The following is a 23,108-nucleotide window of genomic DNA, read 5'->3' on the forward strand; positions in this document are numbered from 1 at the left end:
GCATGGTGACATCGGTGCACGCCCGCGGATCGGACCCGCAGTGCGCCGGGAATTGCGGTGCCGCGAACCGGTGGGCGCCGCAATACTGTCCGCCGGAACTGTCCGCCGCGACGAAAGAGGTGAAGCACATGAGCCGCAGTCTGCGGGTCACCGTGCGGGGTGTGTTCGACAACCTGTCCGAGGCGCAGCTGGCCGAGCTGGTCGCCGAGCGGGATGAGCACGACTTCCTGCACACCGCGTACACCGCTGACGGTTATCTGGCCTACGACCTGCCGGCCCGGCCGTTCTTCACGTTCCGCTTCGCCGACAGTGTCGGCGAACAGGCCGAGATCCCGGCGGCGCGGGCTCGCGCCGAGGCCAAGGCGGCGGCGTGGATGGCCGGGCGGGGTTTCCCGGTCCGCGAGCTGAGCTCGCAGGCCGTCGACATGTCGGTGGTGCCGCTGGGTAAACGGGGCCGCCGCGAGGCGGATAAATCGGTTGCCCGCCCGCCCGTGTCCTGATCAGCTGGCTGCACACGCCACTGCCGAGACGAAGGAATCCGAGATGCGAGCGACGTCGGTGTCCACCCTGGAAGCAATCCTGCTCACCGCGAGGGACCTGACGCTTGGCTACGCTCAATCTCGGCATTCTGGCGCACGTCGACGCCGGTAAGACCAGCCTCACCGAGCGGCTGCTCCACGCCGCCGGGGTCATCGACGAACTCGGCAGTGTCGACTCCGGTACCACCCGCACCGACACGCTCGACCTGGAACGCCGCCGCGGCATCACGATCAAGTCCGCGGTGGTGTCCTTCGTGCTGCGCGGCACCACGGTCAACCTGATCGACACGCCCGGGCACCCCGACTTCATCGCCGAGGTGGAACGGGTGCTCGGCGTGCTCGACGGCGCCGTCCTGGTGGTCTCCGCCGTGGAGGGGGTGCAGGCCCAGACCCGGGTCCTCGCCCGTACCCTGCACCGGCTGCGCATCCCGACGTTGATTCTGGTCAACAAGGTGGATCGCGGTGGCGCCCGGTACGGCGGTGTCCTCGACGAGCTCGCCGCCCGGATCAGCCCCGCCCTGGTGCCGATGAGCCGGGTCACCGGCCTCGGCACGAAACGGGCGGCGGTCCGCGCGCGGGTCGACTGGCTGCGGCTGGCCGATCACGACGACGCCGTGCTGGCCGCGCTCGTCGAGGACCGCCCGCCGCCGCTGCGGGTGCGCGACAAGGTCCACCCGGTGTACTTCGGTTCGGCGATCACCGGTGCCGGCATCGACGAGCTGATCGACGGCATCACCACCCTGCTGCCCGCGAGCCGGTCCGGCGGGGGCGAGCGGCCGCCGAGCGGCACGGTGTTCAAGGTCGAGCGGGGGCCGGCCGGGGAGAAGCTCGCCTACCTGCGCATGTTCGAGGGGACGCTGCGGGTGCGCGACACGGTCGGCGCGGACCGGGTGACCGGCATCCGGGTGTTCGCCGACGGCACCACCCGGGCCGGCGAGCAGCTGCGGGCCGGTCAGATCGGCACGGTCCGGGGGCTGACCACCATCAAGATCGGCGACCCCGTCGGCGTACGTCTCCAGGCGGCGCACCGGGCGCAGTTCGCGCCGCCCAGCCTGGAGACGGCGGTGCTCGCGGCCAACCGCGCCGCTCTGCACACCGCCCTGGCCGAGCTGGCCGAACAGGACCCGCTGATCGACCTGCGCCAGGACGACGAGCGGCGCGAGGTGTACGTGTCGCTCTACGGCGAGGTGCAGAAGGAGGTCATCCAGGCCACCCTGGCCGAGCAGAACGGCCTGCGGGTGACCTTCCGGGAGACCACCACGCTGCACATCGAGCGGATCGCGAGGGTGGGGGAGGCGGCCGAGTTCAACAAGGTCGACCCCAACCCGTTCCTCGCCACCGTCGGTCTGCGGGTGTCGCCCGCCCCGGCCGGCTCGGGGGTGTCGTTCGGGCTGGCGGTGGAGCCGGGGGCGATGCCGGCGGCGTTCTTCGCGGCGGTCGAGCAGACCGTCCGGGAGACCCTGCGGCAGGGCGTGTACGGCTGGCCGGTGCCGGACGCGGCGGTGGTCATGACCCGCTCGGGCTACTCGGCCCGGCAGAGTCACGCGCACGCGGTGTTCGACAAGAGCATGTCGTCGACGGGCGGCGATTTCCGCAACGTGACCCCGCTGGTGCTGATGGCGGCGTTGCGCCGGGCGGGCACGGTGGTGCACGAGCCGATCCACGCGTTCCGGGCGGAGGTGCCGGCCGACACCCAGGCGGCGGTGCTGCCGCTGCTGGCCCGGTTACGGGCGATCCCGCTGGCGACGGGACCGGCCGGGATCGACGGGCAGATCCCGGCGGCGGCGGTGCACGAGTTGCAGCGGCGACTGCCCGCCCTGACCCGTGGGGAGGGCGTGCTCGACAGTGCGTTCGACCATTGGGCACCGGTCCGCGGACCGGCGCCGGGCCGGGACCGCACCGGCCCGGATCCGGCGGACCGCAAGGAATACCTGCTGCGCGTGGTGCGCCGCAGCGGAGCCCGGGAGGTCTTGTGAAGCTGCGCGACGGGGAGCTGGACATCACCGGCGACATGGTGCGGCGACTGCTCGCCGCCCAGTTCCCGGCGTGGGCCGGGCGGGAACTGCGGCCGGTGGCCGAGGGCGGCACCGAGCACCTGATGTTCCGGCTCGGCGAGGATCTGGTGGTGCGGCTGCCCCGGCTGCCGTCGGGCGGCGCCACCGTCGAACGTGAGCGGCGCTGGCTGCCCTACCTGGCGCCGCATCTGCCGCTGGCGATCCCGGAGCCGGTCGGGTTCGGCCGCCCCGGCGAGGGTTGTCCGCTGCCGTGGTCGGTCTACCGGTGGCGGCCCGGCGACCATCACATGACCGACCCGCCGGCCACCGCCGCGGCGCTCGGCGACTTCGTGGCCGCCCTGCAACGCGTTCCGGTGCCGCCCGACGCCCCGCCGGCCTACCGCGGCGGCCTCACCCCGGAGCCGGCCGGCGGTGCCGGGAGCGGGCCTGGCCGGGAGGTCGGTTACGCGCGGGCGGACGCGGAGATGCGCGCGGCGGCGCGTGATCTGCGCGTGCCGGCGGTGCTGAGGCTCTGGGACGCGGCACTGGAACTGCCGGGCTGGGCCGGGCCGCCGGTCTGGGTGCACAGCGATCTGCTGCCGGGCAACGTGCTGTTCCGGGCCGGTCGGCTGGACGCGGTGATCGATTTCGGGTGTGCCGGGGTCGGGGATCCGGCCGCCGATCTGATGGCGGGCTGGGCGATGTTCGGGCCGGCGGAGCGGCGCGGGTTCCGGGCCCGGCTCGCCGTCGACGACGACACCTGGGCTCGCGGCCGGGCGTATGCGCTGGTCTTCGGCCTGGCCGCGTGGCACTACTACCGCTCCCGCAAGCCGGCTTTCGCCGCACTGGGCCGCCGCACCGTCAACCAGGCGTTGACGGATTGAGGTCGTCAACCTAGGGTTGACGGCATGACTCAGCAGATCGTCCCGCCCGTCCGACTCGACGAGCTCATCCACGCCATCACCAGCAACCGGCCCAACGACCCGCTCGAGCGGGTGTCCGACGCGGTCGTCCTCGCCGATCACCTGGGGGAGCTGGCCGACCACCTGATCGGGCACTTCGTCGACCAGGCCCGCCGCTCCGGCGCCTCGTGGACCGACATCGGCCGCAGCATGGGTGTCACCAAGCAGGCGGCCCAGAAACGGTTCGTGCCCAAGGGGCAGGAGCAGGGCTTCGAGCGGTTCACCGCGGCGGCCCGCAACGCCGTGCTGGCGTCGATGAACATCGCCAAGGCCGGCGGCCACGCGCAGATCCACGTCGAGCACCTTCTCCTCGGCGTACTGCAGACTCCTGAAGCGCTCGGCACCCGAGCCCTCGCCGCGCAGGGTCTCGACGTCGAAGCCGTGCGCGGCGCGGCGACCGCGGCCCTGCCGGCGGCCGAGGGCCCCGCGCCCGACCTGGTGCCCTACGACGCCCGCGCCCGCAAGGCCCTGGAGCTCACCTTCCGTGAGATGACCCGCCTCGGCCAGCAGAGCGTCGGCACCGGCCACCTCCTGCTCGCCCTGATCGAGCAGGACCAGCCGGAGGGCGGCGTGCTGCACCGGCTCGAGGTCGACAAGCCCGCGGTCGAGCAGTTCCTGGCCGGCGCCGAGCAGGAAGCCATGAACACCTGACGGATGTCATGGTCACGACATGACGCGCGACCCCGGGCGCGGCAACCCGCGGCCGCGACGATTGTCGGCATGACGCTCACCGCATCACCCGGCATCCCGGTGTCCGGGACCGCCGAACCGGCCGTCGACCTCGACGGCGTGGTCAAACGCTACGGCGCGGTCACCGCCGTCGACGGCATCGATCTGCGCATCCGGCCCGGCGAGGTGGTCGCGTTGCTCGGCCCCAACGGCGCCGGCAAGACCACCACGGTCGACATGCTCCTCGGGCTCGCCCAGCCCACCGAAGGCACTGTGCGCGTCTACGGGCGCAAACCGCACGAGGCGGTCGCGCTGGGCCTGGTCTCGGCGGTCATGCAGACCGGCGGGCTGCTCAAGGACTACACGGTCGAGGAGACCGTCAAGCTCACCGCGGTGCTGTTCGGCAAACCGCAGTCGGCCGTCGGTGCGGCCCTGCACCGGGCCGGGATCGCCGACATCGGCAAACGCCTGGTCGGTAAGTGCTCGGGCGGGCAGCAGCAGCGACTCCGGTTCGCGATGGCGCTGCTGCCCGACCCGGATCTGCTGATCCTCGACGAACCGACCACCGGCATGGACGTCGGTGGCCGGCACGACTTCTGGCAGGCCATCCGGCGCGACGCGGGGGACGGCCGGACGGTCATCTTCGCCACCCACTACCTGGAGGAGGCCGACGCGTACGCGGACCGGGTGGTCTTCGTGCGCCGCGGCCGGATCGTCGCCGACGGCACCGCGTCCGAGGTCAAAGCCCTCGCGTCGGGCCGGACCGTGCGGGCCACCCTGCCCGGCGCCGTCGTGTCGCAGCTCGAGTCCATCACGGGGGTGGACACGGTCGAGGTCCGGGGCGACACGGTCTACCTGCACGGGCGCGACACCGACGGGATCGCCCGGCACCTGCTGACCAGCACCCCGGCCCGGGACCTGGAGATCACCTCCCGCAACCTCGAAGAAGCGTTCCTGACCCTGACCGCCGATTCCGTCCCCGGGAGCGCCGCATGAGCACCGCCACCGTCCCGCGTAACCTGCCCCGCTTCGGCGGCTTCAGCACCGGCATGATCAAACTGGAGTTGCGGCGGATGGTCCGCAACCGCCGCACGGTCATCTTCACCGTCGTCATGCCGCCGGTGTTCTTCCTGCTCTTCGGCACCGACGCGGCCTCACGCAACGAGGCCGTCGGCGCGCACGGCAACGTCAGCGGCTACATCCTGGTCAGCATGGCCGTCTACGGCGCGATGCTGGCCACCACGTCGGGCGGCGCGATGGTCTCCATCGAACGCGCCGCCGGGTGGAGCCGGCAGCTGCGCCTGACCCCGCTCAAACCGATCGCCTACGTCGCCGTCAAACTCGCCCTCGCGATGATCATCGGGGCCGTGGCGGTGGCGGTGGCGTTCGCGGTGGGCTCGGTCACGGGGGCGAAGCTGCCGGTTCACGCCTGGATCGGCTGCGGGCTGCTGGCCTGGGTGTGCGCGCTGGTGTTCGCCGCGTTCGGGCTGTTCATGGGCTACCTGCTGCCCAGTGAGAACGTCATGCAGCTCCTCGGCCCGGTGCTCGCGGTGCTGTCGTTCGCCGGTGGGCTGTTCGTGCCGGTCGACAAGCTCGGCCACACGTTCGCGACGATAGCCGAATTCACTCCGGTGTACGGGGTGGGGGAGATCGCCCGCTACCCGCTGACCCAGGACGGCAACCTGTGGCTCGCCGCCCTCAACGTGATCGTCTGGACCGCCCTGTTCTCCGCCGGTGCGATGTGGCGGTTCCGCCGCGACACCGCCCGCGTGTGAGCCGGTAGCGTCGTGGACGTGACCGCCGTGAAGGCCCCGTACGGGGGCAAACGATACGGGTGGCTCTTCTCGGCGGTCTGGCTGTTCTACCTCGGCGACTCGGTCGGCGCCCTGTGGGACCAGCCGGACATGCTGTGGCGAGTCGTCGGCCTGTTCGCCGTCGTCTCGTTCGCCGCCACCTACCTGTTCATGGTGCGGATGGCCAGCCGGCTGCCGGACACGGCACCCCCGCCCCTGGCCTTCACGGTGCGCGCCGCGCTCGGCATCGCGCTCATGCTCGCCCTGTTCGGCCTGCAGATCCCCGGGGCCGGCGCGCACGCCCTGACCTGCCTGGTCTACGTCGCCGCGTTCGCGATGGTCAGCCTGCCGCTGCCGGTGGCCGCGCCGCTGGCGGCGCTGCTGGTCGCCGCGGCCGAGATCCTGCCGGCGGTGGTGCCGGGCTGGGACGACAACGGCTACGGCCTGGCCGTTCTGCTCGGCTCCCTGGCCACCTGGGGCATCCGGCTCGCCGGAATCCGGCAGAACCGGCTCATCGCCGCCCAGCGGGAGATCGCCGACCTGGCCGTGCAGAACGAACGCGCCCGCATCGCCGGCGACCTGCACGACATCCTCGGCCACTCGCTGACCGTCGTGGCGGTCAAGGCCGAACTGGCCCAGCGGCTGCTCGACGTCGACCTCGACCGGGCCCGCCGCGAACTCGCCGACCTGGAGTCGCTGGCCCGCGACGCGCTCGCCGACGTGCGCTCGACCGCGCTGGGGGTGCGGGGCATCTCGCTGCCGGGGGAGATCGCCGCCGCCCGCGAGGCCCTCGCGGCGGCGAACGTCGAAGCGGTCCTGCCCGGCGCCGCCGACGAGATCCCCACCCGCAACCGTGAACTGTTCGCCTGGACGATCCGCGAGGCGGTCACCAACATCGTCCGGCACAGCGGCGCCGCGCATGCCACGGTCACCTTGCACCCCGGCGCCGTGGAGATCGTCGACGACGGCACCGGCTCCGCCGTGGTCAAGGGGGACGGCCAGGGCCTCGCCGGGCTGCGCCGGCGCGCGGAAGCGCTGGGCGCGAAACTCACTGTCGGTCGCCGCGAAGACCAGCCGGGCTTCCGGGTACGCGTGGAGGTCTCCTCATGATCAAAGTCCTGCTCGCCGACGATCAGGCCCTGGTGCGCGGCGCGATGGCGGCCCTGCTCGACATGGAGGCCGACCTCAAGGTCGTCACCGAGGTCGGCCGCGGCGACGAGGTGCTGGCCGCCGCCCGCGACCACGACATCGACGTGGCCCTGCTCGACGTCGAGATGCCCGGCATGGACGGCGTGGCCGCCGCCCGGGAGCTGCACAAACAGCTGCCCCGGGTGAAAGTGCTGATGGTGACCACGTTCGGCCGGGCCGGCTACCTGCGTCAGGCGATGGCGGCCGGGGCCAGCGGGTTCATCGTCAAGGACACCCCCGCCCGGCAACTCGCCGACGCCGTCCGCCGCGTACACGAAGGGCTGCGGGTGGTCGACCCGGAACTCGCCGCCCAGTCCCTCGCCCAGGGCGAGTCACCACTGACCGAGCGGGAGACCGACGTGCTGCGCGCCGCCCGAGACGGCGGAACGGTCGCTGACATAGCCCGTGAGCTGCGCCTTTCCGACGGAACCGTGCGCAACCACCTGTCCTCGGCGATCGGCAAGACCGGCGCCCGCACCCGCGCCGAAGCCGTCCGGCTGGCCCTGGACAACGGCTGGCTGCTCACTTGAGAAGAAATCCGCTGCGCTACCGACCCGCAACCGTCAGCGACCACTGACCGCACCCGTCGCCGACAAAAGTTCCCCCTGCAGCCAACAACGGGGGGAACCAATCATGACCGCAGGTACGAGCACCGTCACCCGCGAGCAGGAGAAGCTCATCCGCGACAACATGGCCCTGGTCGGCCACATGGTCCGCGAGATGCTGTTCAAGGTTCCGCCGCACGTGCACCGTGACGACCTCGCCTCGGCCGGCTACACCGCCCTCGTCACCGCCGTGCGGGCGTTCGACGCGAACCGGGGCATCCCGTTCGGCAAGTTCGCCGCCATGCGCGTGCGCGGCGCCCTGCTCGACGAGCTGCGCAGCATGGACTGGGCGACCCGCTCGGTGCGCGCCCGCGCCCGCCGCGCCGACGTCGCCCGCCAGGAACTCACCGTCCAGCTCGGCCGCACCCCCACCCCCGACGAGCTCGCCGAACTGCTCGGCGTCGCCGTCACCGAACTCACCAGCGTCGACGACGACGTGCAGCGCGCCGCCGTGCTGTCGCTGCAGGGCTTCGCCACCGGCTCCGCCGACGACATGGTCACCGAGACCGCCATGAACCCCGAGGAGATGCTGCTGCACCGCGAGCGCATCGGCTACCTGCACGACGCCGTCGCCGTGCTGCCCGAGCGGCTGCGGTTCGTCGTCGAGGCGTCGTTCCTGCGCGAGCGACCCCTCGCCGAGGTCGCCACCGAGCTCGGCGTCACCGAGTCACGGGTCTCGCAGCTGCGCACCGAAGCCCTCGCCCTGCTCAAGGACGGCCTGACCACGCACATGGACCAGAAGGAGACCGGCACCGCCAAGGACGGCTGCGTCGCCCGCCGCCGGGCCCTCTACGCCGCGCAGATCGCCGCCCGCTCCACCATGGCGACCCGCCTGTCCGCCACCAGCGCCCAGGGCGAGCGCCTCGCCGCCTGATCGCGGCCCGGGGGCGCCCCGGCGCGGGCGCCTAAGATCTCTGCTCGTGACCCCTGTGAGCCTGCAAGACATCCGCGACGCCGCCCACCGCATCGCCGGGAGTGCCCACCGCACCCCGGTGCTGCGCTCACGCACCCTCGACGGCCTCGTCGGCGCCGAGGTCTTCCTCAAGGCGGAGAACCTCCAGCGGATCGGGGCGTTCAAGTTCCGCGGCGCCTACAACGCCATCTGCCAGCTCACCGGCGAGCAACTGGCCCGCGGGATCGCCGCCTACTCCTCCGGCAACCACGCCCAGGCGGTCGCGCTGGCCGCCCGCGAACTGGGCAGCACCGCTGTGATCGTCATGCCCGCCGACACCCCGGCCGCCAAGCTCGACGCCGTCCGCGGCTACGGCGCCGAGATCGTCACCTACGACCGCTACACCGGCGACCGCGAGGAGATCGGCCGGCGCCTCGCCGCCGACCGGGGCCTCGCCCTGATCCCGCCGTACGACCACCCGCACGTCATCGCCGGGCAGGGCACCGCCGCGCTCGAACTGCTCGACCAGGCCGGCGACCTCGACGCGCTCGTCGTACCGGTCGGCGGGGGCGGGCTCATCGCCGGCAGCGCCACCGCCGCCAAAGGCCTGCAACCCGACATCAAGATCATCGGCGTGGAACCGGCCGCCGGGGACGACACCCGCCGCTCCCTGGCCGCGGGGGAGCGGGTCAGCATCCCGGTGCCCCGCACCATCGCCGACGGGCAGGCCGCCGCCATCCCCGGCGAACTCACCTTCTCGATAAACAAAACCCTCGTCGACGAGATCGTGCTGGTCACCGACGACGAGATCCGCGACGGCCTGCGGTTCGCCCTCGACCGGCTCAAAACCGTCCTCGAACCCTCCGGCGCCTCCGGCCTCGCCGCCCTGCTCGCCGGCCGGATCACCCCCGGACCGGCCCGCATCGGCGTGATCCTCTCCGGCGGCAACGTCGGCGCCGCCCGCCTCGCCGAGCTACTCGCCTAACACCTGCCGCTCCAGCGCCGGATCCAGGCCCACCGGCGGCCGATCCGGGCGCTGCGGCGCCTCCCCGGGCAACGACCGCAGCCACCGCCACGTGTCCACGACCGTCTCGCCCACCGGCCGGCACCGCAGACCCGCCCCGACCGCCTTCGACACGTCCGCGCCGCGCAGGAAATCATGGTCGGGGCCGGGCGGGAACCAGATCGGCAACTGCGTCCACGGCTCGATACCCGCCGCCTTGATCACCGCCGGGTCGATCCAGCGCAACTCGGCCCGGCCACCGGCCACCTCGTTACCGACCTCGAGCAACTCACCCATCGTGGTGTGCCCCGGCTCGCTCACCACGTTGTAGGCACCCGCCCGCGCCGAAGCCGCCGCATCCAGCAGGAAGACCGCCAGGTCCCGGGCATCGACATACTGCAACGGCAACGCCCGCGGATCCGGCGCCAGCGTCGGCCCACCCCGCGCCAGCCGCTCCAGCCACCACGGCAACCGCCCGACATCCTCGTACGGACCCAGGATCAGCCCCGCCCGGGCCAGCAACACCGGCCCGTCGAACTCGGCCGCCTCGATCTCCCCCCGCAACTTGTCCCCGGCATAACCCGGATCAGCCGGATCCGCCAGCGGCGTCCGCTCGGTCAGCGGCATCGACGCACCCCACCGGTAGACCGAACGACTCGACACATAGCCGAAGTGCCCGGCCCGGCCGGACAACAGCCGCGCGGCCCGCCCCACCGGCCCGGCACCCGCCGACCACGTGTCGACCACCGCGTCCCAGCTCCGGCCATCGTCCAACGCGGCCAGACCGTCGGGAGCGAGGCGATCACCCCGCACCACCCGCACGCCCGCCGGCGCGTCCCGCAGCCCGCGGTTGAAGACCGTGACCTCGTCGCCACGGGCGACCGCCTCCTCGGCGACCGCCCGGCCCACGAACCCCGACCCACCCAGAACCAGCAGCCTCATGGTCATCGACCCTGCCCGAGGCCGGCCCACCGCGGAAGCGTTCTCTGCTCAGAGCAGATCGGGACCAGCTGATCGCGCCCGGCTTTAACGGAGGAACCGCTCGATCGCGGCCACCACCAGGGCGTGATCCTCGGCCTGCGGCAGACCCGACACCGTCACGACGCCCACCACCCCGACCTCACGGACCCGCACCGGGAAAGCCCCGCCATGCGCGGCGTACCGCGCCGGATCCACACCCAGGTCCGCGTCCAGAACCTGGTCGCGGGCCGCCAACCGCCGGCCGACCAGGAACGACGACGCACCGTAACGCTCGACGACCCGGACCTTGCGGACGATCCACGCGTCGTTGTCCGCCGTGGAACCCGCCAGACCCGCATGGAACAACTGCTGCGTACCCCGCCGGATGTCGATCGCCACCGGCTTGTCACCGGCCAGCTCCACCAGCAGACAACCCAGCCGCCACGCATCCGCGTTGGTGAACCGGTCGAACACCAGATCGCGTTCCTGACGCTCCAGCTCAGAGATCAGATCATCACTCATGGCGAACATTATCGGCGGCGCGCCCGCTGCAACCAGATCCCCAGCGAAGCGAGCGCCACAAAAACCAGCATCGAACAGCAGAGCAACTTGATGAACAACTCCGCCTCCCAGTTCGTTAGGGTCGGACTCGTGCGACTGGCCACCTTCAACCTGCTGCACGGACGGTCACTCTCCGACGGCACGGTACACGCCGACCGCGTCCACGCCGCCATCGCGGAACTCGACGCCGACATTCTCGGCCTCCAGGAGGTCGACCGCGCCCAGCCCCGCAGCGGGCTGCTCGACCTCACCGCGATAGCCGCCGACGCCCTCGGCGCCCCCACCCACCGCTTCGCCGCCGCCATCGTCGGCACCCCCGGGGAGACCTGGCAACCCTGGCGCAACGACGACGACAACCAGCACCCGCTCTACGGCATCGCCCTGGTCAGCCGCTACCCCGTACGCCAGTGGCAGATCACCACCCTGCCCGCGGCACCGATCCGCTCACCCGTCTACACCGGCGACGGCATCCGCCTACTCAAGGACGAACCCCGGGTCCTGCTCGCCGCCGTCCTCGACACCCCCGCCGGCCCCGTCACGGTCGCGACCACCCACCTGAGCTTCGTACCCGGCTGGAACCTGCGACAACTACGGCACGCCGTACGCGCCCTGCGGAACCTGCCCGGACCGCGACTGCTCCTCGGCGACCTCAACATGCCGACCGGCCCGGTCCGCGCCGCCACCGGCTGGCGCCCCCTCGGCAAAGCCCCCACCTACCCGAGCTTCGGCCCCCGCGCCCAGCTCGACCACATCCTCGCCGATCCGCGCGGCTACGACCTCGGCCGCGTCGTGCAGGTGTCCACCCCACGCCCCACCGTCTCCGACCACCTGCCGCTCATCGTGCAGCTGGACGCATGAACACGTCCTCCAGGCCGTCCTCCGGATCCCACTGCTCACCGATCTTCCGGAAACCCAGCCCGGCGATGGTCGCCCGCGATCCGATGTTGTCCGGCCGGATGCTCGCCCGCACCGCGGTCACGTCCGCGTCCGCGTCGGCCCGCGCCAGCAGCGAGCGCAGCATCGCCTTCGCGTAACCCCGGCGCCGGTGCGCCGGATCCACCGAATAGGCGACCTCGACCACACCTTCGGAGTCGGGCGGCCCGTGGAACCCGCCGTGCCCCACCACCACCCCGTCGGCCAGCGCCGCCCGGGCGATCCAGTCGGCACTGACCGGATCCCGCCCGATCTGCTCCAGCCGGATCCGCCACAACCAGTGCTCATCCACCAGGTACTGCGTCAGGGGCACCCCGGCGCTCGCACTCGCGGCGTCCAGGTCGCCGTCGATGAGCGACTGCAGCGTGTTGGGGGAGAGCTTGACCCACGTGATGTCCGGCACGGCACGCATGATCACACACAGTGGTGATCAAAGCCACATCGGTTGTGCACAACTGAATTGCGCACTACCGTTCATCGCATGGCGGAGGAACGAGCCCAGACCACCGGCCTCGAGCAGATGATCTGCTTCGAGCTCTACGCCGCAAGCCGCGCCATGACCGCCCTCTACCGCCCCGTCCTCGACGACGCCGGCCTGACCTACCCCCAATACCTCGTCATGCGCGTCCTCTGGCACCGCGGCCCCGTCACCGTTCGTGACCTCAGCCAAATCCTCCACCTCGACAGCGGCACCCTCTCCCCACTGCTCAAACGCCTCGAAACGCAACACCACATCCGCCGCGAACGAGGCACCCCCGACGAACGCACCGTCGTCATCCACCTCACCGACACCGGCGCCCAACTCGAACACCGAGTCGCCGACGTCCCCCAGCAGATCGTCTGCGCCCTCGACCTCAACCTCGACGAATACCGGCAACTGCACCACCTCCTCGGGCGCATCAGCGCCGCCACCCCGCACAGTTCCGGAAAGGAACACTGATGGCCTCCGTCTACACCGCCAGCTCCACCGCCACCGGCGACGCCCGCAACGGCCACGTCCGCTCCAGCGACGGCGTCCTCGACCTCGACCTCGCGGTCCCCAAGGAGATGGGCGGCCCCGGCGGCGCCCTCACCAACCCCGAGCAGCTCTTCTCCGCCGGCTACGCCGCCTGCTTCCACAGCGCCCTCAAAGCCGTCGCCCGCGCCCAGAAGATCACCCTCGAAGACACCGCCGTCACCGTCGACGTCGGCATCGGCCCCAAGGACGGCGGCGGCTTCCAGCTCGACGTCGCCATCGAGGTCGAGATCCCCGGCGTCGACGAAGCCACCGCCCAGCAGCTCATCGAAGCCGCCCACCAGGTCTGCCCCTACAGCAACGCCACCCGCGGCAACGTCGACGTCGCCCTCAGCGTCGCCTGAGCCCCCTCTGCCGGCCTTTGCAAGCCACCCAGGTTTACAAGCCACGCAGCGCGCGGTTGGTGCGGTTCGCCCGCACCGCCGCGCGCTGCTGTTCCGCCGTCACCTCGATGTAGCCCTGCGACGTCGTCAGCGAGGCATGCCCCAGCAACCGCATGATCTCCGACGCGTTCGCCCCGTCCTCCGCCAGCCGCGTCGCGAACGTATGCCGCAAAGCATGCAACTGCGCCCCCCGCGGAACCCGATCAGCGAGCCCCGCCCGCCGATAACACGACTCCACCAGATATTGCAGACCACCCCGCTTCAGCGCCGCCCCCCGCCGATCCACCAGCAGGGGAGCCCGCACGTCGGCCCGCCCGAACCGCACCCGCCGGCTGTCCAGATAACGCTCCACCAGACCATCGAGCTCCGGCTCGATCGGCACCGTACGCGGCCGCCCACCCTTACCAGCCACCTCGACCCGACGCTCCCCGTCCCGCCCGAGCACATCCCCGATCCGCAACGCCAGCAACTCCGACAGCCGCAACCCCGCACACAGCGCCAGCGCCAGCACCGCCAGATCCCGCTCCGGCCACGGATCCCGCTGCCGCTCGTCACTCTGGCTGACCGCGGAGAGTAACTGCTCCGGCGTGTCCTCGCCGCGCAACGGCTTAGGGGAGTGGGGCGGCAGTTTCGGCTTGTCCACCGCCGACATCGGATTGCCGGGCACCACCTGCTCCGTCACCAGGAACGTGAAGAACGCATTCCACGACGACCAGGCGCGAGCCACCGAGGCGGGAGCGCGGTTCGCGGCAAAACGGGCAAAGGCCTGCCGCAACAGGCGGGGGGAGAGGTCACCCAGAGTGACATTCTCTCTGTCCATCAACCCCAGAACCGACCCGAGATCCCTCCGGTACGCCTGCAGCGTGTGCTCCGACGGCTTCCGGGTAGCCCTGGCCGCCAGAAAATCCTCCACGAGTTCCGCAACTGATTCCCCGCCCGCCACGCCTGCCCCAAACTGCATAAGTCATATTATGCAGCACTTTGCGGTATCTGTCTTGTTCGGCGTCCAGCCGGATTTGCCCGCTTATCGCGCCGCCGCCTCGGTCCGGGCCTCGCGCACCCGCCGCCTCGGCGGAGTCGCCTCTGTGGTTGCCGGGGAGAGGTGGCCTCACCGCGACGTCCCGACCGCGTGGATCTTGCGCGCCCGGATCGGTCAACTTGGCGGCAAACCGCCTGGTTCGGGCACTGCACCGGCCGTGGTGCGGGGGTGACCGAAGCCGGCGCTTCCGGACCGCACCCACCGGCTCGAGTTCGGTCCCGGCGGCGGCCCGGGGGCGAAACCGTGGGAGAACAGCGCACACATGAATTCGCGCTCGCGTGCCCCTTCCGACGCGGCCCCGATTCGCTTCTACTTTACATAATGTAAATTATCGACCTGGGATGTCGTCGATGGCTGTGGGCGGAACGATACGGTCGTCGGATGCTGGTTCGCTGGGTTACCGGGTTTCTCGACTCCCCCTCGCCGACGGCGGAGTCGTTCTGGCTTGCGGTGACGGGATCGACGTTGTCGTCCCGGCGCGGTGGCGGGGTGTTCGCGACGTTGGTGCCGGACGGTGGGGACGCTTTCCTGCGCGTACAGCTGATCGGGGCCCGGGAATCGCCGAAGGCGCATGTGGATCTTCATGTGGATGAGGTGCCGGCGGCCGCCGCGCAGGCTGAGGCGCTGGGGGCGGTGCGGGTGTCGGCGGAGCCGGGTCTGGTGGTGTTGCGCTCCCCCGCCGGGATTCTGTTCTGCCTGGTGGAGTGGTCCGGTGAGGCGGTGGTGCCGGCGGCGGTGCGGTGGCCGGGCGGGCAGCGCAGTGTGGTGGATCAGTTGAGCTTGGACGTTCCGGCGGCGGGCTATGACGCGGAGATGGAGTTCTGGGCGGCGTTGACCGGGTGGGCGCGGGTGGCGTCGGATCTGCCGGGGTTCGCGTTTCTCGACGGTGGTGACGCGTTGCCGTTGCGGTTTCTGTTGCAGCGGATCGGCGGGGACGCGGCGGGCGTACATCTGGATCTGGCTTGTGACGGGGTGGATGCCGAGGTGGTGCGGCATCAGGGGTTGGGGGCGTCGGTGGTGCGGCGGGTGGCGGGTGACTGGACGACGTTGCGGGATCCGGTGGGGCGGGAGTATTGCGTCACCGCGCGGGCGCCCCGTGGGCGTAGATGACCTGGCGGTGGGTGGTGATCGTCGGGGTGAGGTGCCAGCCGGGCAGGGCGCTGAGTTCGTCGGGTTGCCAGTAGCGTTTGACGATGTGGAAGGCGCGGCCGTCGCTGAGGATGCGTTGTTGCCGGTCCTGGTCGAGGCGGGCCTCGCGGTAGGAGTCGAGGAGGAAGACCCGGCCGGTGGGGCGTAGGGCGGTGGCGACGTGGTGCCAGAAGGCGTCGAGGTGTTCGGCCGGCACGTGGGAGAGCCAGTAGCTGAAGAAGACGACGTCGTAGGCGGCCGGTGGTGGGGTCCAGGTGAAGATGTCGGCCTGGACGAAGGTGATGTCGCCGTGGTGGTCGCGGGCGCGGTTGAGGTCGAGGGTTTCGGTGTTGGCGTCGACGGCGGTGACGTGGCGGGCGCGGTTTGTCAGTCGCTCGGTCCACCAGCCGGTGCCGGCGGCCAGTTCGAGGACGTCGCCGGTGGGTGCGAAGTCGTCGAGGGCCTGCTGGGCTGGTGGATGTCGGCGAACCAGCGGTCGTGGGTCTCGGTGTCGACGGCGTAGCGTCCGCGGCGCTGCCACCACTGGTCGTACTCGGGGGCGCGGTGGCGGTAGTACTCGCGTTGTTCGTCGAGTTGATCCATGACCGTGACGCTAGCGGCGGCGTGGTGTGCGCGAAACTGTCGGAGGCTGCTGCTAGAACTGTTGGCACATGCGTTCGAATGATCGGAGATGGGCGTGGCCCGGGGTTTGAGCATCGAAGAGCTGGCGACGATCCGGGCTGGGGTGGACGCCGGGCGTAAGCCGCGGGTGCAGTTCACCGAGTCGGCGGGGCAGATCGCCGGGCAGATCGGTCAGGTGGTGTCGCTTGGTGATCCGGCGGAGTCCGACGAGTTCGTGGTGGTGAAGTTCGGGCGCGACGAGTTGCCCTTCTCCCCCAATGATCTGCAGGTGGCGCCGCGGGGTGCGGTGGCGAAGAAGGCTCCCCCGCCGGCGCCGCAGCAGGCTGCTCCGGTGGAGCCGGAGTTCGTGCTGGACAAGCCGGTGGTGCCGGTGCCGGCGGTTGTGCCGGCCGAGCCCGCTGCGGTGACCGCGGCGGCTTCCTCGGCTCCGGCGCCGCGCAAGGCGACCCCGGCGAAGGCGGCCAAGGCGAAACCGGCGCCGGCTCTGACGATCACCTTGGCGTACGGGGAGGGTGAGTGGACCGTCGCCGCGGCGCAGGGCAGCAAGGTGTTGGCGAAGCCTTACGTGGTTCGGCCGGCGGAGGCGATGCGGATGGTGTCGTTGGTGGATGTGCAGGGGGTGCAGGAGGCCGTCGAGCAGATCCTGGCCGCGGAGCGAGCTGAGGCGGAGAAGGAGGCGCAGCGGTTGCGGGCGGAGTTGGCCGAGGTGGAGGCGCGGCTGGCGGAGTTAGGTGAGGCGGGTCGGTGAGGTGGTGCTCTCCCCCGGCTTGACGGTGGGCCGGGCCGGCAGTTCACGGCCGGGCCGGGGGCGCACCCGGGTGTAGTCGGCGGGTCGGGTGGGGTCGGCGATGCGGGGCTGTTCCATTTCGCCGTCGCGGAGTTGGGCGAGGGTGGCGTCGATGCCTTCCATGATGAGGCGGGTGGCTTTCATGGCTTGGGCGCCGGGGGTGCCGGTCACCGTGGTCAGGTCGATCGGGGTGTCGCCGAATCGGACGTGCACGACGGGGCGGTGGCGCAGGGCGCGCAGGATCCAGCGGAGCATGTGGGTGGGGGCTTCGTAGGGCAGCACGGCGTGGGCGCCCCATTGGGCGACGGGCAGGACGGGGGCGCCGGACATGGCGGCCATGCGGGCGACGCCGGTTTTGCCGCGTTCGGGCCACATCCACGGGTCGAGGCCGATGCGGCCTTCGGGGTAGACGAGGACCATGGCGCCGTCGGTGAGGGCTTGGACGGCGGCGGGGAGGGCGTCGGCGGCGGTGTCCTTGCCACGGTCGACGCGGATGTGTCCGGCGGCGCGCATGGCGGGGCCGGCGATGGGGGCGTCGAAGAGTCCGCCGGTGGCCATGATCCGTGGTCCGATGCCGGCGATGTGGCAGGCGGCGGTCATGACGATGGGGTCGAACGGGCTGATGTGGTTGGCGGCGAGGATGAGGGCTCGGCCCTGGAGCGGTTCGGGGATGTTGCCGGTGACTCGCAGGCGGCACAGCGGGAGGACCAGGAGGCGGCCGATGAGCATCATCAGTCGCCAGGTCAGGGGCACCCGCCAGGTGGTTCTGTTCATAGAGCGGACAATGTACGCCCGGGTGGAGTGGGTGTTCCAGTGGTAAACGCGGTCAGCGGCAGCCGCTGAGTTCGGGTGCGGCGGTGCCGGAGGTGATCTCCGCGGCGGCGAGGCGGCCGACGCTGGGGGCGAGGCAGACACCGGAGTGCATGACGGCGGCGTAGACGTGTGGGGTGAGCCGGCCGATCAGGGGGCCGCGGGCCGGCATGGGTCGGGTGCCGACTCGCCATCCGCGTAGCATCCGCCGGCCGTCGCCGAAGGTGGTGGCGAGTTCGTGCCGGGCGTGCCGGGCGGCGGTTCGCAGGTCGGTCCAGGTCCAGGTGTCGCCGAGGGGGGCGGTGATGAGCAGTTCGCGGTCGCGGACTTCGCGGACTTCGAGTTGTGGGGTGGCGATGATGCCGCGGACGAGGCCGGTTTCGGCTCGGACGCGGATCAGGAGTGCGGATGAGGTGTCCGCGATGCGGGCGGGGTCGGTCAGGTGGCGGGTGAGGGCGGCGGTTCCGGCGCCGGCGGCGAGGACGACGGTGGACGCGGGGAGGAGTCCGGCTGACGTGGAGACGCCGTCGGTGTGGATGTGGGTGACGGTGGTCCCGTAGTACACGTGGGCGCCGGCGTCGCGGGCGGCGAGGAGCAGTGTGCGGGCGGCGCGGGGGGCGTCGACTCCGGCGTCGCGGGGGTCGTGGCTCGCTCGGTCGGGGACGGCGCGCAGTGCGGGTTCGAGGTGGGCGATCGTGTTGCTGTCGACCAGGTCCGTTCCGGTGTCGTCGGTGACGGGCCATCGCAGTGAGCCGGTCCGGCGCAGGCCGAGGCCGGGGACTTCCTGTTCGAGCCGGCGCCAGTCGTCGACGACGAGCCCGCTGAGGTCGGCGGCCCCGCCGGGCCAGTGGCCGCGGTCGCCGCCGCCGATCCAGCCGAACGACGACGCGGTCGCTCCCCCGTCGCGGCCGACCACGGTGACCGGCACCCCGGTGCGCGTCAGGTGGTGGGCGATGGACGCGCCGACGATCCCGGTGCCGACGACGACTACCGGTTTCACAGGGTGGCCATGCCTTGTTCGGCGACGGTCAGCCATCGTTCGACGGTGGTGGTGTCGTGGTGCCGGATGGACCAGTCGACCTGGCGCAGGCTCATGTGTGCCCAGTAGGCGCGGTGCCGCCGGGGTGCGAGTTGGGCGAGCCGTCGGTCGATCGGTGCGGTGAGTGCGGGTGCCGTGCCGGTGAGGTGGAATCGCAGGGTGACGAGGTCGAGGTGGCGGTCGCCGCGGACCGCGCCGTCCCAGTCGATGACGCCGGACAGCCGTCCGTCGGCGATCAGGACGTTGCCGGGGTGGAAGTCCATGTGCACCAGGTCGTCACCGGGCATGTGCGGGCCGCAGGATTCGCCGACCGAGCGCACCCAGTCGAGCAGCCGCGCGGTGCGGGGGCTGTGTGTTCGCAGGGGTTCGTGCAGGCAGAACCCGGGTCCGTCGGAGGTCAGGTGGAGCTCGGCCGGTTGCGGTGCGGCGGTTCCGGTGAGCAGGTCGGCGAGCTGGTCGTTGACGTGCAGCATCTGCCGCACGAGGGTGGCGTCCGGTCGGGTGGGTGGCGCGCCGGGCAGCCGCTGCTGGACGACGACGCGGATGCCGTCGACGCGGGCGGTCAGTTCGTGCCGGGCGGTGGGTACGCCGGCGGCGCGGGCCCGGTCGACGAGGGCCGCGCTGCGGGTGCGGGCGGCGGTGAGCACCGATTGCCGGCCGTCGGGCCAGCGCACGTAGGCGGCGCCGATCTCGCCGCCGGGGCAGGGTCCTTCGAGGACGAGCCGGACTCCGGTGATGTCGTGGATCCGTTCGAGGATCCGGGGCGCGTCTAGCCGCGCCGACCGCGGCCATGCCGCATCCGGCTGGGCCGGCACCGGCTGGGCGGTATCCGGCCGTGCTTGAGTGGTCACGACGACCCCCGACTCGTGACGGCGAACAGTTTCCCTCCGGCAAGACCCTAGTGGGCCGACGGGCGGCGCGGTGTCAGCCGAACGACTCTGATCGATGCGGGGTCATTGGGGTCCGCGCTGCCGCAGGTAGGCCAGGACGGCCTCGCGGGTGGTCCGGACCCCGAACATCGCCCGTGCCTCGGCGATCCGCCGGTTGGCGGTGCGCAGGGACAGGAACTCGGCGGCGGCGGCGGCCGCGATGGTGTCGCCGGCGGCGAGCCGGTCGAGCAGGGCTCGCTGTTCCGGCACGAGGTCGGCGACGTTGTCGGCGCTGTCGGGGGTCTCCGGGGTGACGCCCTGCCGCAGGGGTCCGAGCCGGGACAGGTCGTCGACCAGGGCGCGGCCGAGGGTCGTCTCGGCGTCGCAGATCGCGACCACGCCGGCGCCGCGGGCCGCGGCGAGCACGGCGAGCTGCAGGGTTTCCGGGTCGGTGATGCGGCCGTGCAGCACCAGGTGGTTGCCGGTCACGTCCCAGGCCGGGTCGGGCAGGGCGAAGCCTTCGCGGGCGAGCCAGCCGTCGCGGATCAGGCGGCGCAACACGGTGTCGGCGTCGCCCGGGGTGGCGACGACGTGGCGAGGGGCGTCGGGCTGTCTGGTCACCGGCCATCCTTGGGTGTCTCTGGGGAGTTCGGGAAGGTGGCGAAGGCGAGGGCGGCGGCTTCCGTTCGGGTTCTGGCGCCGAGCTTGCGCATGCCGGCGCGGATGTGGGTGTCGACAGTCTCGGCGCTGATGCCGAGCTGCCCGGCGATGCGCCGGGTCGGTTCTCCCGCGGCGACCAGGCGCAACACGTCGGTTTCCCGGCGGGTCAGCTGGTCCCCCGAGCGGGGGCTGCGGGTGTCGCGGTGGACGTGGTGCCGGCGCAGACCTCGCCGGGCACGCCCGGCGAGAACGGTCAGTCCGGCGTTGTCGGCGAGTCGTTCGGCGTCGAGCAGCGCGGCAACGGCGCGCTGCGGGTCGGCGTCGGTCAGACCGGCCGCGAGCAGGCACCGCACCTGCTCCCGTAAGGCGACGGGCCGCCACCCGTCGGCGGCTGCCGTGAATCCGGTTCCGGTCGCCCACGCGGTCAAGGTGCGCCGGGCGGGTGCCGGTAGACCTGACGGGATGGGTGGAGCACCCCTGACGCCGAGGTCGTGAGCGGCCCAGCGGGCCGTGATGGCGTGCAACCCGGCCAGCAGACCGGGGGTCCGGGCCGGGCTTTGCTTGGTGGCTCGATCGGGTTGCCCGTCGAGCCACGCGGTCTCCTGGGTCACCCAGCCGACGGCCGGGTGGTCGGGGCCGGCGTCGAGGCGTGCCCGGGCCGCGCCGAGCAGCCCGGTGTCCGCCTCGATCAGCGCGGTCGCGGCGGTCGCGTAACCCCGCGCTTCGTCGGGAACGGCCCGGTCGGCGAGGTTCCCGCTGCGCTTGAGGACAAGGTCAGGATCAAACCCGACCTCTTCCGGTACGCGGTCGGGCCGCTCGACGGCACCGGGGGCCGCCCCCGCCGCCGCGCCCGGCTGAGCGGGACCAGAGCTGTCCACGCGGCCGCCGGGATCATGCGGGGCGCCGGGATCATGCCGGGCGGCGGGATCATGCGGGGCGGCGGAACTGCCGTGCAGGGCGGCCGCCCAGTCGGCGACCGCGGCGAAGCGGGTCTGCCAGCCGTAGGCCAGGTCGGTGGCGCAGTCCTCGGCGGCCCGCCGGGCGGCGGTGGCGGCCTCGACCAGGCGGCCCGCGGCGACGAGGTGTTCGACCAGCAGCCAGGCGCTCCAGCGGGTGATCAGCGGGTCGCCGCCGGGGGTGGCCGCGGCGGCCAGTGCCGTGTCCCAGCCGGGGGTGTGGTTGGCGGCCTGGACGGCGGCGAGCGCGGCGGCCACGCCGGGTGGTGGGTGCGGGTAGCGGTAGGCGATCTTCCCGGCGAGTTCCCGCGCGGCGGCGGGGTCGGCGGCCAGTTCGGCGAGCAGCAGCACCCGGTCGCGGCCGGCCAGCACCGGGGTGGGTGACGCGTCGGGGACGCCGGCGACCGCGGTGCGGGCCGCGGCGGGTGCGCCGGCCTGCAGCAGCGCCTCGCCGCGCAGCACGTCGGCCTCGATGCCCAGCGGCCCGGGGGTGGTCAGCACCTTCGCGGCGGCGGCGGGCCGGCCGGCGGCCAGGGCGGCGTCGGCGGCGGCGAGGCGCACCCGCGGGTCGATCGGGGTGTCGAGGTCGCAGGCGAACAGCAGCAGCGCCGCCCGGTCACCGCCGGTGGCCCGGTCGGCGGCGGACAGCGCGAGCCGGTGGGCGCCGGCGAGGTCACCGGCGGCGGCCAGGTGCCGGGCGGCTTCGGCGGGCGGGGTCAACTCGGCGAGGCGGGTGTGCAGTTCGACCCGGCCGGCCGCGTCGAGCAGGCCGGCGGCGGTCTCGGCGACATAGGTGGACACCGGCAGCAGGGTGCCCGCGGGACCGGCGGTGACCAGCCCGGCCGCGTGCAGGTCGGCGGCGCCGGGGCCGAGCAGGGCGGCGGGGGCGGGCCGGCCGAGCAGGCCGAGGGCGGCCAGGGCGGTGCGGGCGGGCCGGGGCAGGTCGGCGAGGGCGGTCGCGATCGCGTAGGCCACCTGGTCGATGTCGGCGCCCGCGGCGGCGCGGCCGGCGGCCGCCTGCCGGGCCAGTGCGGTGATCGCGAGGGGGTTTCCGCCGGCTCGGGCCAGCACCGCGGCCAGGGCCGGCTCGGTCAGGCCGGTGGCGGTGCGCCGGGCCAGGTCGAGGGCGGCGTCGGGGTCCAGGGGCGGCACGCTGAGCCAGGCGGCGCCGGCGGCGCGCAGGGCGTCGGTGACCGCGGCGGGCAGGCGGTGCGGGGTGCGCAGCGCGACCAGGACCCGGCAGTGGGTGGCCAGCAGCGGCAGGGCGGCCAGGGTGGCGGGGTCGGCGTACTGGAGGTCGTCGAGCACGAGCAGGCCACCACGCACGCGGGAATGGACGGCTTCGGCGAGCAGGTGCACGTCGTGGGCCGGCAGCCGGGCCCGGACCGCCCGGGACAGGGCCAGGGCGGGAGTGGTGCTGAGCATGGCGAGGCCGCCGCCGGTGTGCGCGGGCCCGGGGACGGCGGCGGTGATCCGGCGCAGCAGGGTGGTGCGGCCGCTGCCGGGCGCGCCGGCCAGCACGACCAGGGCGGCGGGGCGGTGCAGCAGGGCAGCGGCGCAGGCGAGCGGGTCAAGATCTTCCGCCACCTGGGCCCTCCCCTTCTCGACGCCGTCGGCCGGCTGTGGCACGAACACGGGATCCCGTGTCCCGAGCCGGTCCGTAGGCTGTGCCGTGGCGGGC

25 protein-coding genes are annotated in these 23,108 nt (G+C 72.5%); 15 read left to right on the forward strand and 10 right to left on the reverse strand.

What is annotated here, in order from left to right; genetic code table 11:
* Positions 1–128: 128 nt before the first annotated feature.
* The 10 genes from Afe05nite_RS21645 to Afe05nite_RS21690 all read left to right on the forward strand — a co-directional run bounded on the left by Afe05nite_RS21645 (position 129) and on the right by Afe05nite_RS21690 (position 9,627).
* A complete protein-coding gene (locus Afe05nite_RS21645) occupies positions 129–500 on the forward strand; it encodes a DUF6204 family protein (protein ID WP_203818978.1) in 372 nt (123 codons plus the stop codon).
* Between the two features lie 104 nt (positions 501–604).
* Positions 605–2,515 carry an elongation factor G gene (locus Afe05nite_RS21650; protein ID WP_203818979.1) on the forward strand — a complete coding sequence of 637 codons (1,911 nt, stop codon included), beginning with the start codon at positions 605–607 and terminating at the stop codon, positions 2,513–2,515.
* Complete coding sequence (locus Afe05nite_RS21655; protein WP_203818980.1) at positions 2,512–3,417, forward strand: aminoglycoside phosphotransferase family protein; 906 nt, start codon at positions 2,512–2,514, stop codon at positions 3,415–3,417. Before Afe05nite_RS21650 ends, Afe05nite_RS21655 begins: the two co-directional genes overlap by 4 nt.
* Positions 3,418–3,441: 24 nt before the next feature.
* Entirely contained in the window at positions 3,442–4,146 is a 705-nt protein-coding gene (locus Afe05nite_RS21660) for a Clp protease N-terminal domain-containing protein (RefSeq protein WP_203818981.1), read from the forward strand.
* Positions 4,147–4,215: 69 nt separating this feature from the next.
* A complete protein-coding gene (locus Afe05nite_RS21665) occupies positions 4,216–5,160 on the forward strand; it encodes an ABC transporter ATP-binding protein (RefSeq protein ID WP_203818982.1) in 945 nt (314 codons plus the stop codon).
* Entirely contained in the window at positions 5,157–5,939 is a 783-nt protein-coding gene (locus Afe05nite_RS21670; RefSeq protein ID WP_203818983.1) for an ABC transporter permease, read from the forward strand. Before Afe05nite_RS21665 ends, Afe05nite_RS21670 begins: the two co-directional genes overlap by 4 nt.
* Before the next feature lie 18 nt (positions 5,940–5,957).
* Positions 5,958–7,067: a sensor histidine kinase gene (locus Afe05nite_RS21675; protein WP_239118061.1), complete on the forward strand. Its 1,110-nt coding sequence runs from the start codon at positions 5,958–5,960 to the stop codon at positions 7,065–7,067.
* The gene (locus tag Afe05nite_RS21680) at positions 7,064–7,675 is read left to right on the forward strand and encodes a response regulator transcription factor (RefSeq protein ID WP_203818984.1); all 612 of its coding nucleotides are present in this window, start codon (positions 7,064–7,066) and stop codon (positions 7,673–7,675) included. The genes Afe05nite_RS21675 and Afe05nite_RS21680 overlap by 4 nt, the downstream gene beginning before the upstream one ends.
* A gap of 103 nt (positions 7,676–7,778) precedes the next feature.
* Entirely contained in the window at positions 7,779–8,624 is an 846-nt protein-coding gene (locus tag Afe05nite_RS21685) for a sigma-70 family RNA polymerase sigma factor (RefSeq protein WP_203818985.1), read from the forward strand.
* A 46-nt stretch (positions 8,625–8,670) separates the two neighbouring features.
* On the forward strand, positions 8,671–9,627 hold the full coding sequence (locus Afe05nite_RS21690; protein WP_203818986.1) for a pyridoxal-phosphate dependent enzyme: 957 nt from the start codon (positions 8,671–8,673) through the stop codon (positions 9,625–9,627).
* Here the strand turns inward: Afe05nite_RS21690 and Afe05nite_RS21695 are convergent.
* Complete coding sequence (locus Afe05nite_RS21695; RefSeq protein WP_203818987.1) at positions 9,616–10,587, reverse strand: NAD-dependent epimerase/dehydratase family protein; 972 nt, start codon at positions 10,585–10,587, stop codon at positions 9,616–9,618. The genes Afe05nite_RS21690 and Afe05nite_RS21695 overlap by 12 nt on opposite strands.
* 84 nt (positions 10,588–10,671) lie before the next feature.
* Entirely contained in the window at positions 10,672–11,127 is a 456-nt protein-coding gene (locus Afe05nite_RS21700; protein ID WP_203818988.1) for a heme-degrading domain-containing protein, read from the reverse strand.
* Positions 11,128–11,256: 129 nt separating this feature from the next.
* Here Afe05nite_RS21700 and Afe05nite_RS21705 point away from each other — a divergent pair, with 129 nt between their 5' ends.
* On the forward strand, positions 11,257–12,024 hold the full coding sequence (locus Afe05nite_RS21705; protein ID WP_203818989.1) for an endonuclease/exonuclease/phosphatase family protein: 768 nt from the start codon (positions 11,257–11,259) through the stop codon (positions 12,022–12,024).
* On the opposite strand, the gene Afe05nite_RS21710 is transcribed toward Afe05nite_RS21705, so the two are convergent.
* Positions 12,002–12,511 (reverse strand): GNAT family N-acetyltransferase, encoded by a 510-nt coding sequence (locus Afe05nite_RS21710; RefSeq protein ID WP_203818990.1) that lies wholly within the window; start codon positions 12,509–12,511, stop codon positions 12,002–12,004. The genes Afe05nite_RS21705 and Afe05nite_RS21710 overlap by 23 nt on opposite strands.
* A 69-nt stretch (positions 12,512–12,580) precedes the next feature.
* On the opposite strand from Afe05nite_RS21710, the gene Afe05nite_RS21715 reads away from it, so the two are divergent.
* Complete coding sequence (locus Afe05nite_RS21715; RefSeq protein ID WP_239118062.1) at positions 12,581–13,039, forward strand: MarR family winged helix-turn-helix transcriptional regulator; 459 nt, start codon at positions 12,581–12,583, stop codon at positions 13,037–13,039.
* Positions 13,039–13,458 (forward strand): organic hydroperoxide resistance protein, encoded by a 420-nt coding sequence (locus tag Afe05nite_RS21720; RefSeq protein WP_203818991.1) that lies wholly within the window; start codon positions 13,039–13,041, stop codon positions 13,456–13,458. The genes Afe05nite_RS21715 and Afe05nite_RS21720 overlap by 1 nt, the downstream gene beginning before the upstream one ends.
* Before the next feature lie 34 nt (positions 13,459–13,492).
* Here Afe05nite_RS21720 and Afe05nite_RS21725 read toward each other — a convergent pair whose 3' ends face one another.
* Positions 13,493–14,458: a tyrosine-type recombinase/integrase gene (locus tag Afe05nite_RS21725; protein ID WP_203818992.1), complete on the reverse strand. Its 966-nt coding sequence runs from the start codon at positions 14,456–14,458 to the stop codon at positions 13,493–13,495.
* Positions 14,459–14,917: 459 nt separating this feature from the next.
* On the opposite strand from Afe05nite_RS21725, the gene Afe05nite_RS21730 reads away from it, so the two are divergent.
* Positions 14,918–15,646, forward strand: a complete 729-nt coding sequence (locus Afe05nite_RS21730) for a VOC family protein (RefSeq protein ID WP_203818993.1) — start codon at positions 14,918–14,920, stop codon at positions 15,644–15,646.
* Here Afe05nite_RS21730 and Afe05nite_RS21735 read toward each other — a convergent pair.
* Positions 15,615–16,205, reverse strand: coding sequence for a class I SAM-dependent methyltransferase (locus tag Afe05nite_RS21735; RefSeq protein WP_203818994.1), 591 nt, complete (start codon positions 16,203–16,205; stop codon positions 15,615–15,617). The two genes, Afe05nite_RS21730 and Afe05nite_RS21735, sit on opposite strands and share 32 nt — an antisense overlap.
* A 150-nt stretch (positions 16,206–16,355) precedes the next feature.
* Between Afe05nite_RS21735 and Afe05nite_RS21740 the strand changes: the two genes are divergently transcribed.
* Positions 16,356–17,054 (forward strand): hypothetical protein, encoded by a 699-nt coding sequence (locus Afe05nite_RS21740; RefSeq protein ID WP_203818995.1) that lies wholly within the window; start codon positions 16,356–16,358, stop codon positions 17,052–17,054.
* On the opposite strand, the gene Afe05nite_RS21745 is transcribed toward Afe05nite_RS21740, so the two are convergent.
* The 5 genes from Afe05nite_RS21745 to Afe05nite_RS21765 all read right to left on the reverse strand — a co-directional run bounded on the left by Afe05nite_RS21745 (position 17,034) and on the right by Afe05nite_RS21765 (position 23,014).
* Complete coding sequence (locus tag Afe05nite_RS21745; RefSeq protein ID WP_203818996.1) at positions 17,034–17,867, reverse strand: lysophospholipid acyltransferase family protein; 834 nt, start codon at positions 17,865–17,867, stop codon at positions 17,034–17,036. The two genes, Afe05nite_RS21740 and Afe05nite_RS21745, sit on opposite strands and share 21 nt — an antisense overlap.
* A 52-nt stretch (positions 17,868–17,919) precedes the next feature.
* Entirely contained in the window at positions 17,920–18,903 is a 984-nt protein-coding gene (locus Afe05nite_RS21750; protein WP_203818997.1) for an NAD(P)/FAD-dependent oxidoreductase, read from the reverse strand.
* The gene (locus tag Afe05nite_RS21755) at positions 18,900–19,793 is read right to left on the reverse strand and encodes a phosphotransferase (RefSeq protein WP_203818998.1); all 894 of its coding nucleotides are present in this window, start codon (positions 19,791–19,793) and stop codon (positions 18,900–18,902) included. The genes Afe05nite_RS21750 and Afe05nite_RS21755 overlap by 4 nt, the downstream gene beginning before the upstream one ends.
* Positions 19,794–19,895: 102 nt before the next feature.
* Positions 19,896–20,432 (reverse strand): LuxR family transcriptional regulator, encoded by a 537-nt coding sequence (locus tag Afe05nite_RS21760; RefSeq protein ID WP_203818999.1) that lies wholly within the window; start codon positions 20,430–20,432, stop codon positions 19,896–19,898.
* The gene (locus tag Afe05nite_RS21765) at positions 20,429–23,014 is read right to left on the reverse strand and encodes a LuxR C-terminal-related transcriptional regulator (protein WP_275407496.1); all 2,586 of its coding nucleotides are present in this window, start codon (positions 23,012–23,014) and stop codon (positions 20,429–20,431) included. The genes Afe05nite_RS21760 and Afe05nite_RS21765 overlap by 4 nt, the downstream gene beginning before the upstream one ends.
* Between the last annotated feature and the right edge of the window lie 94 nt (positions 23,015–23,108).

The sequence above is a fragment of the Paractinoplanes ferrugineus genome (assembly GCF_016862195.1).
GTDB lineage: Bacteria > Actinomycetota > Actinomycetes > Mycobacteriales > Micromonosporaceae > Actinoplanes > Actinoplanes ferrugineus.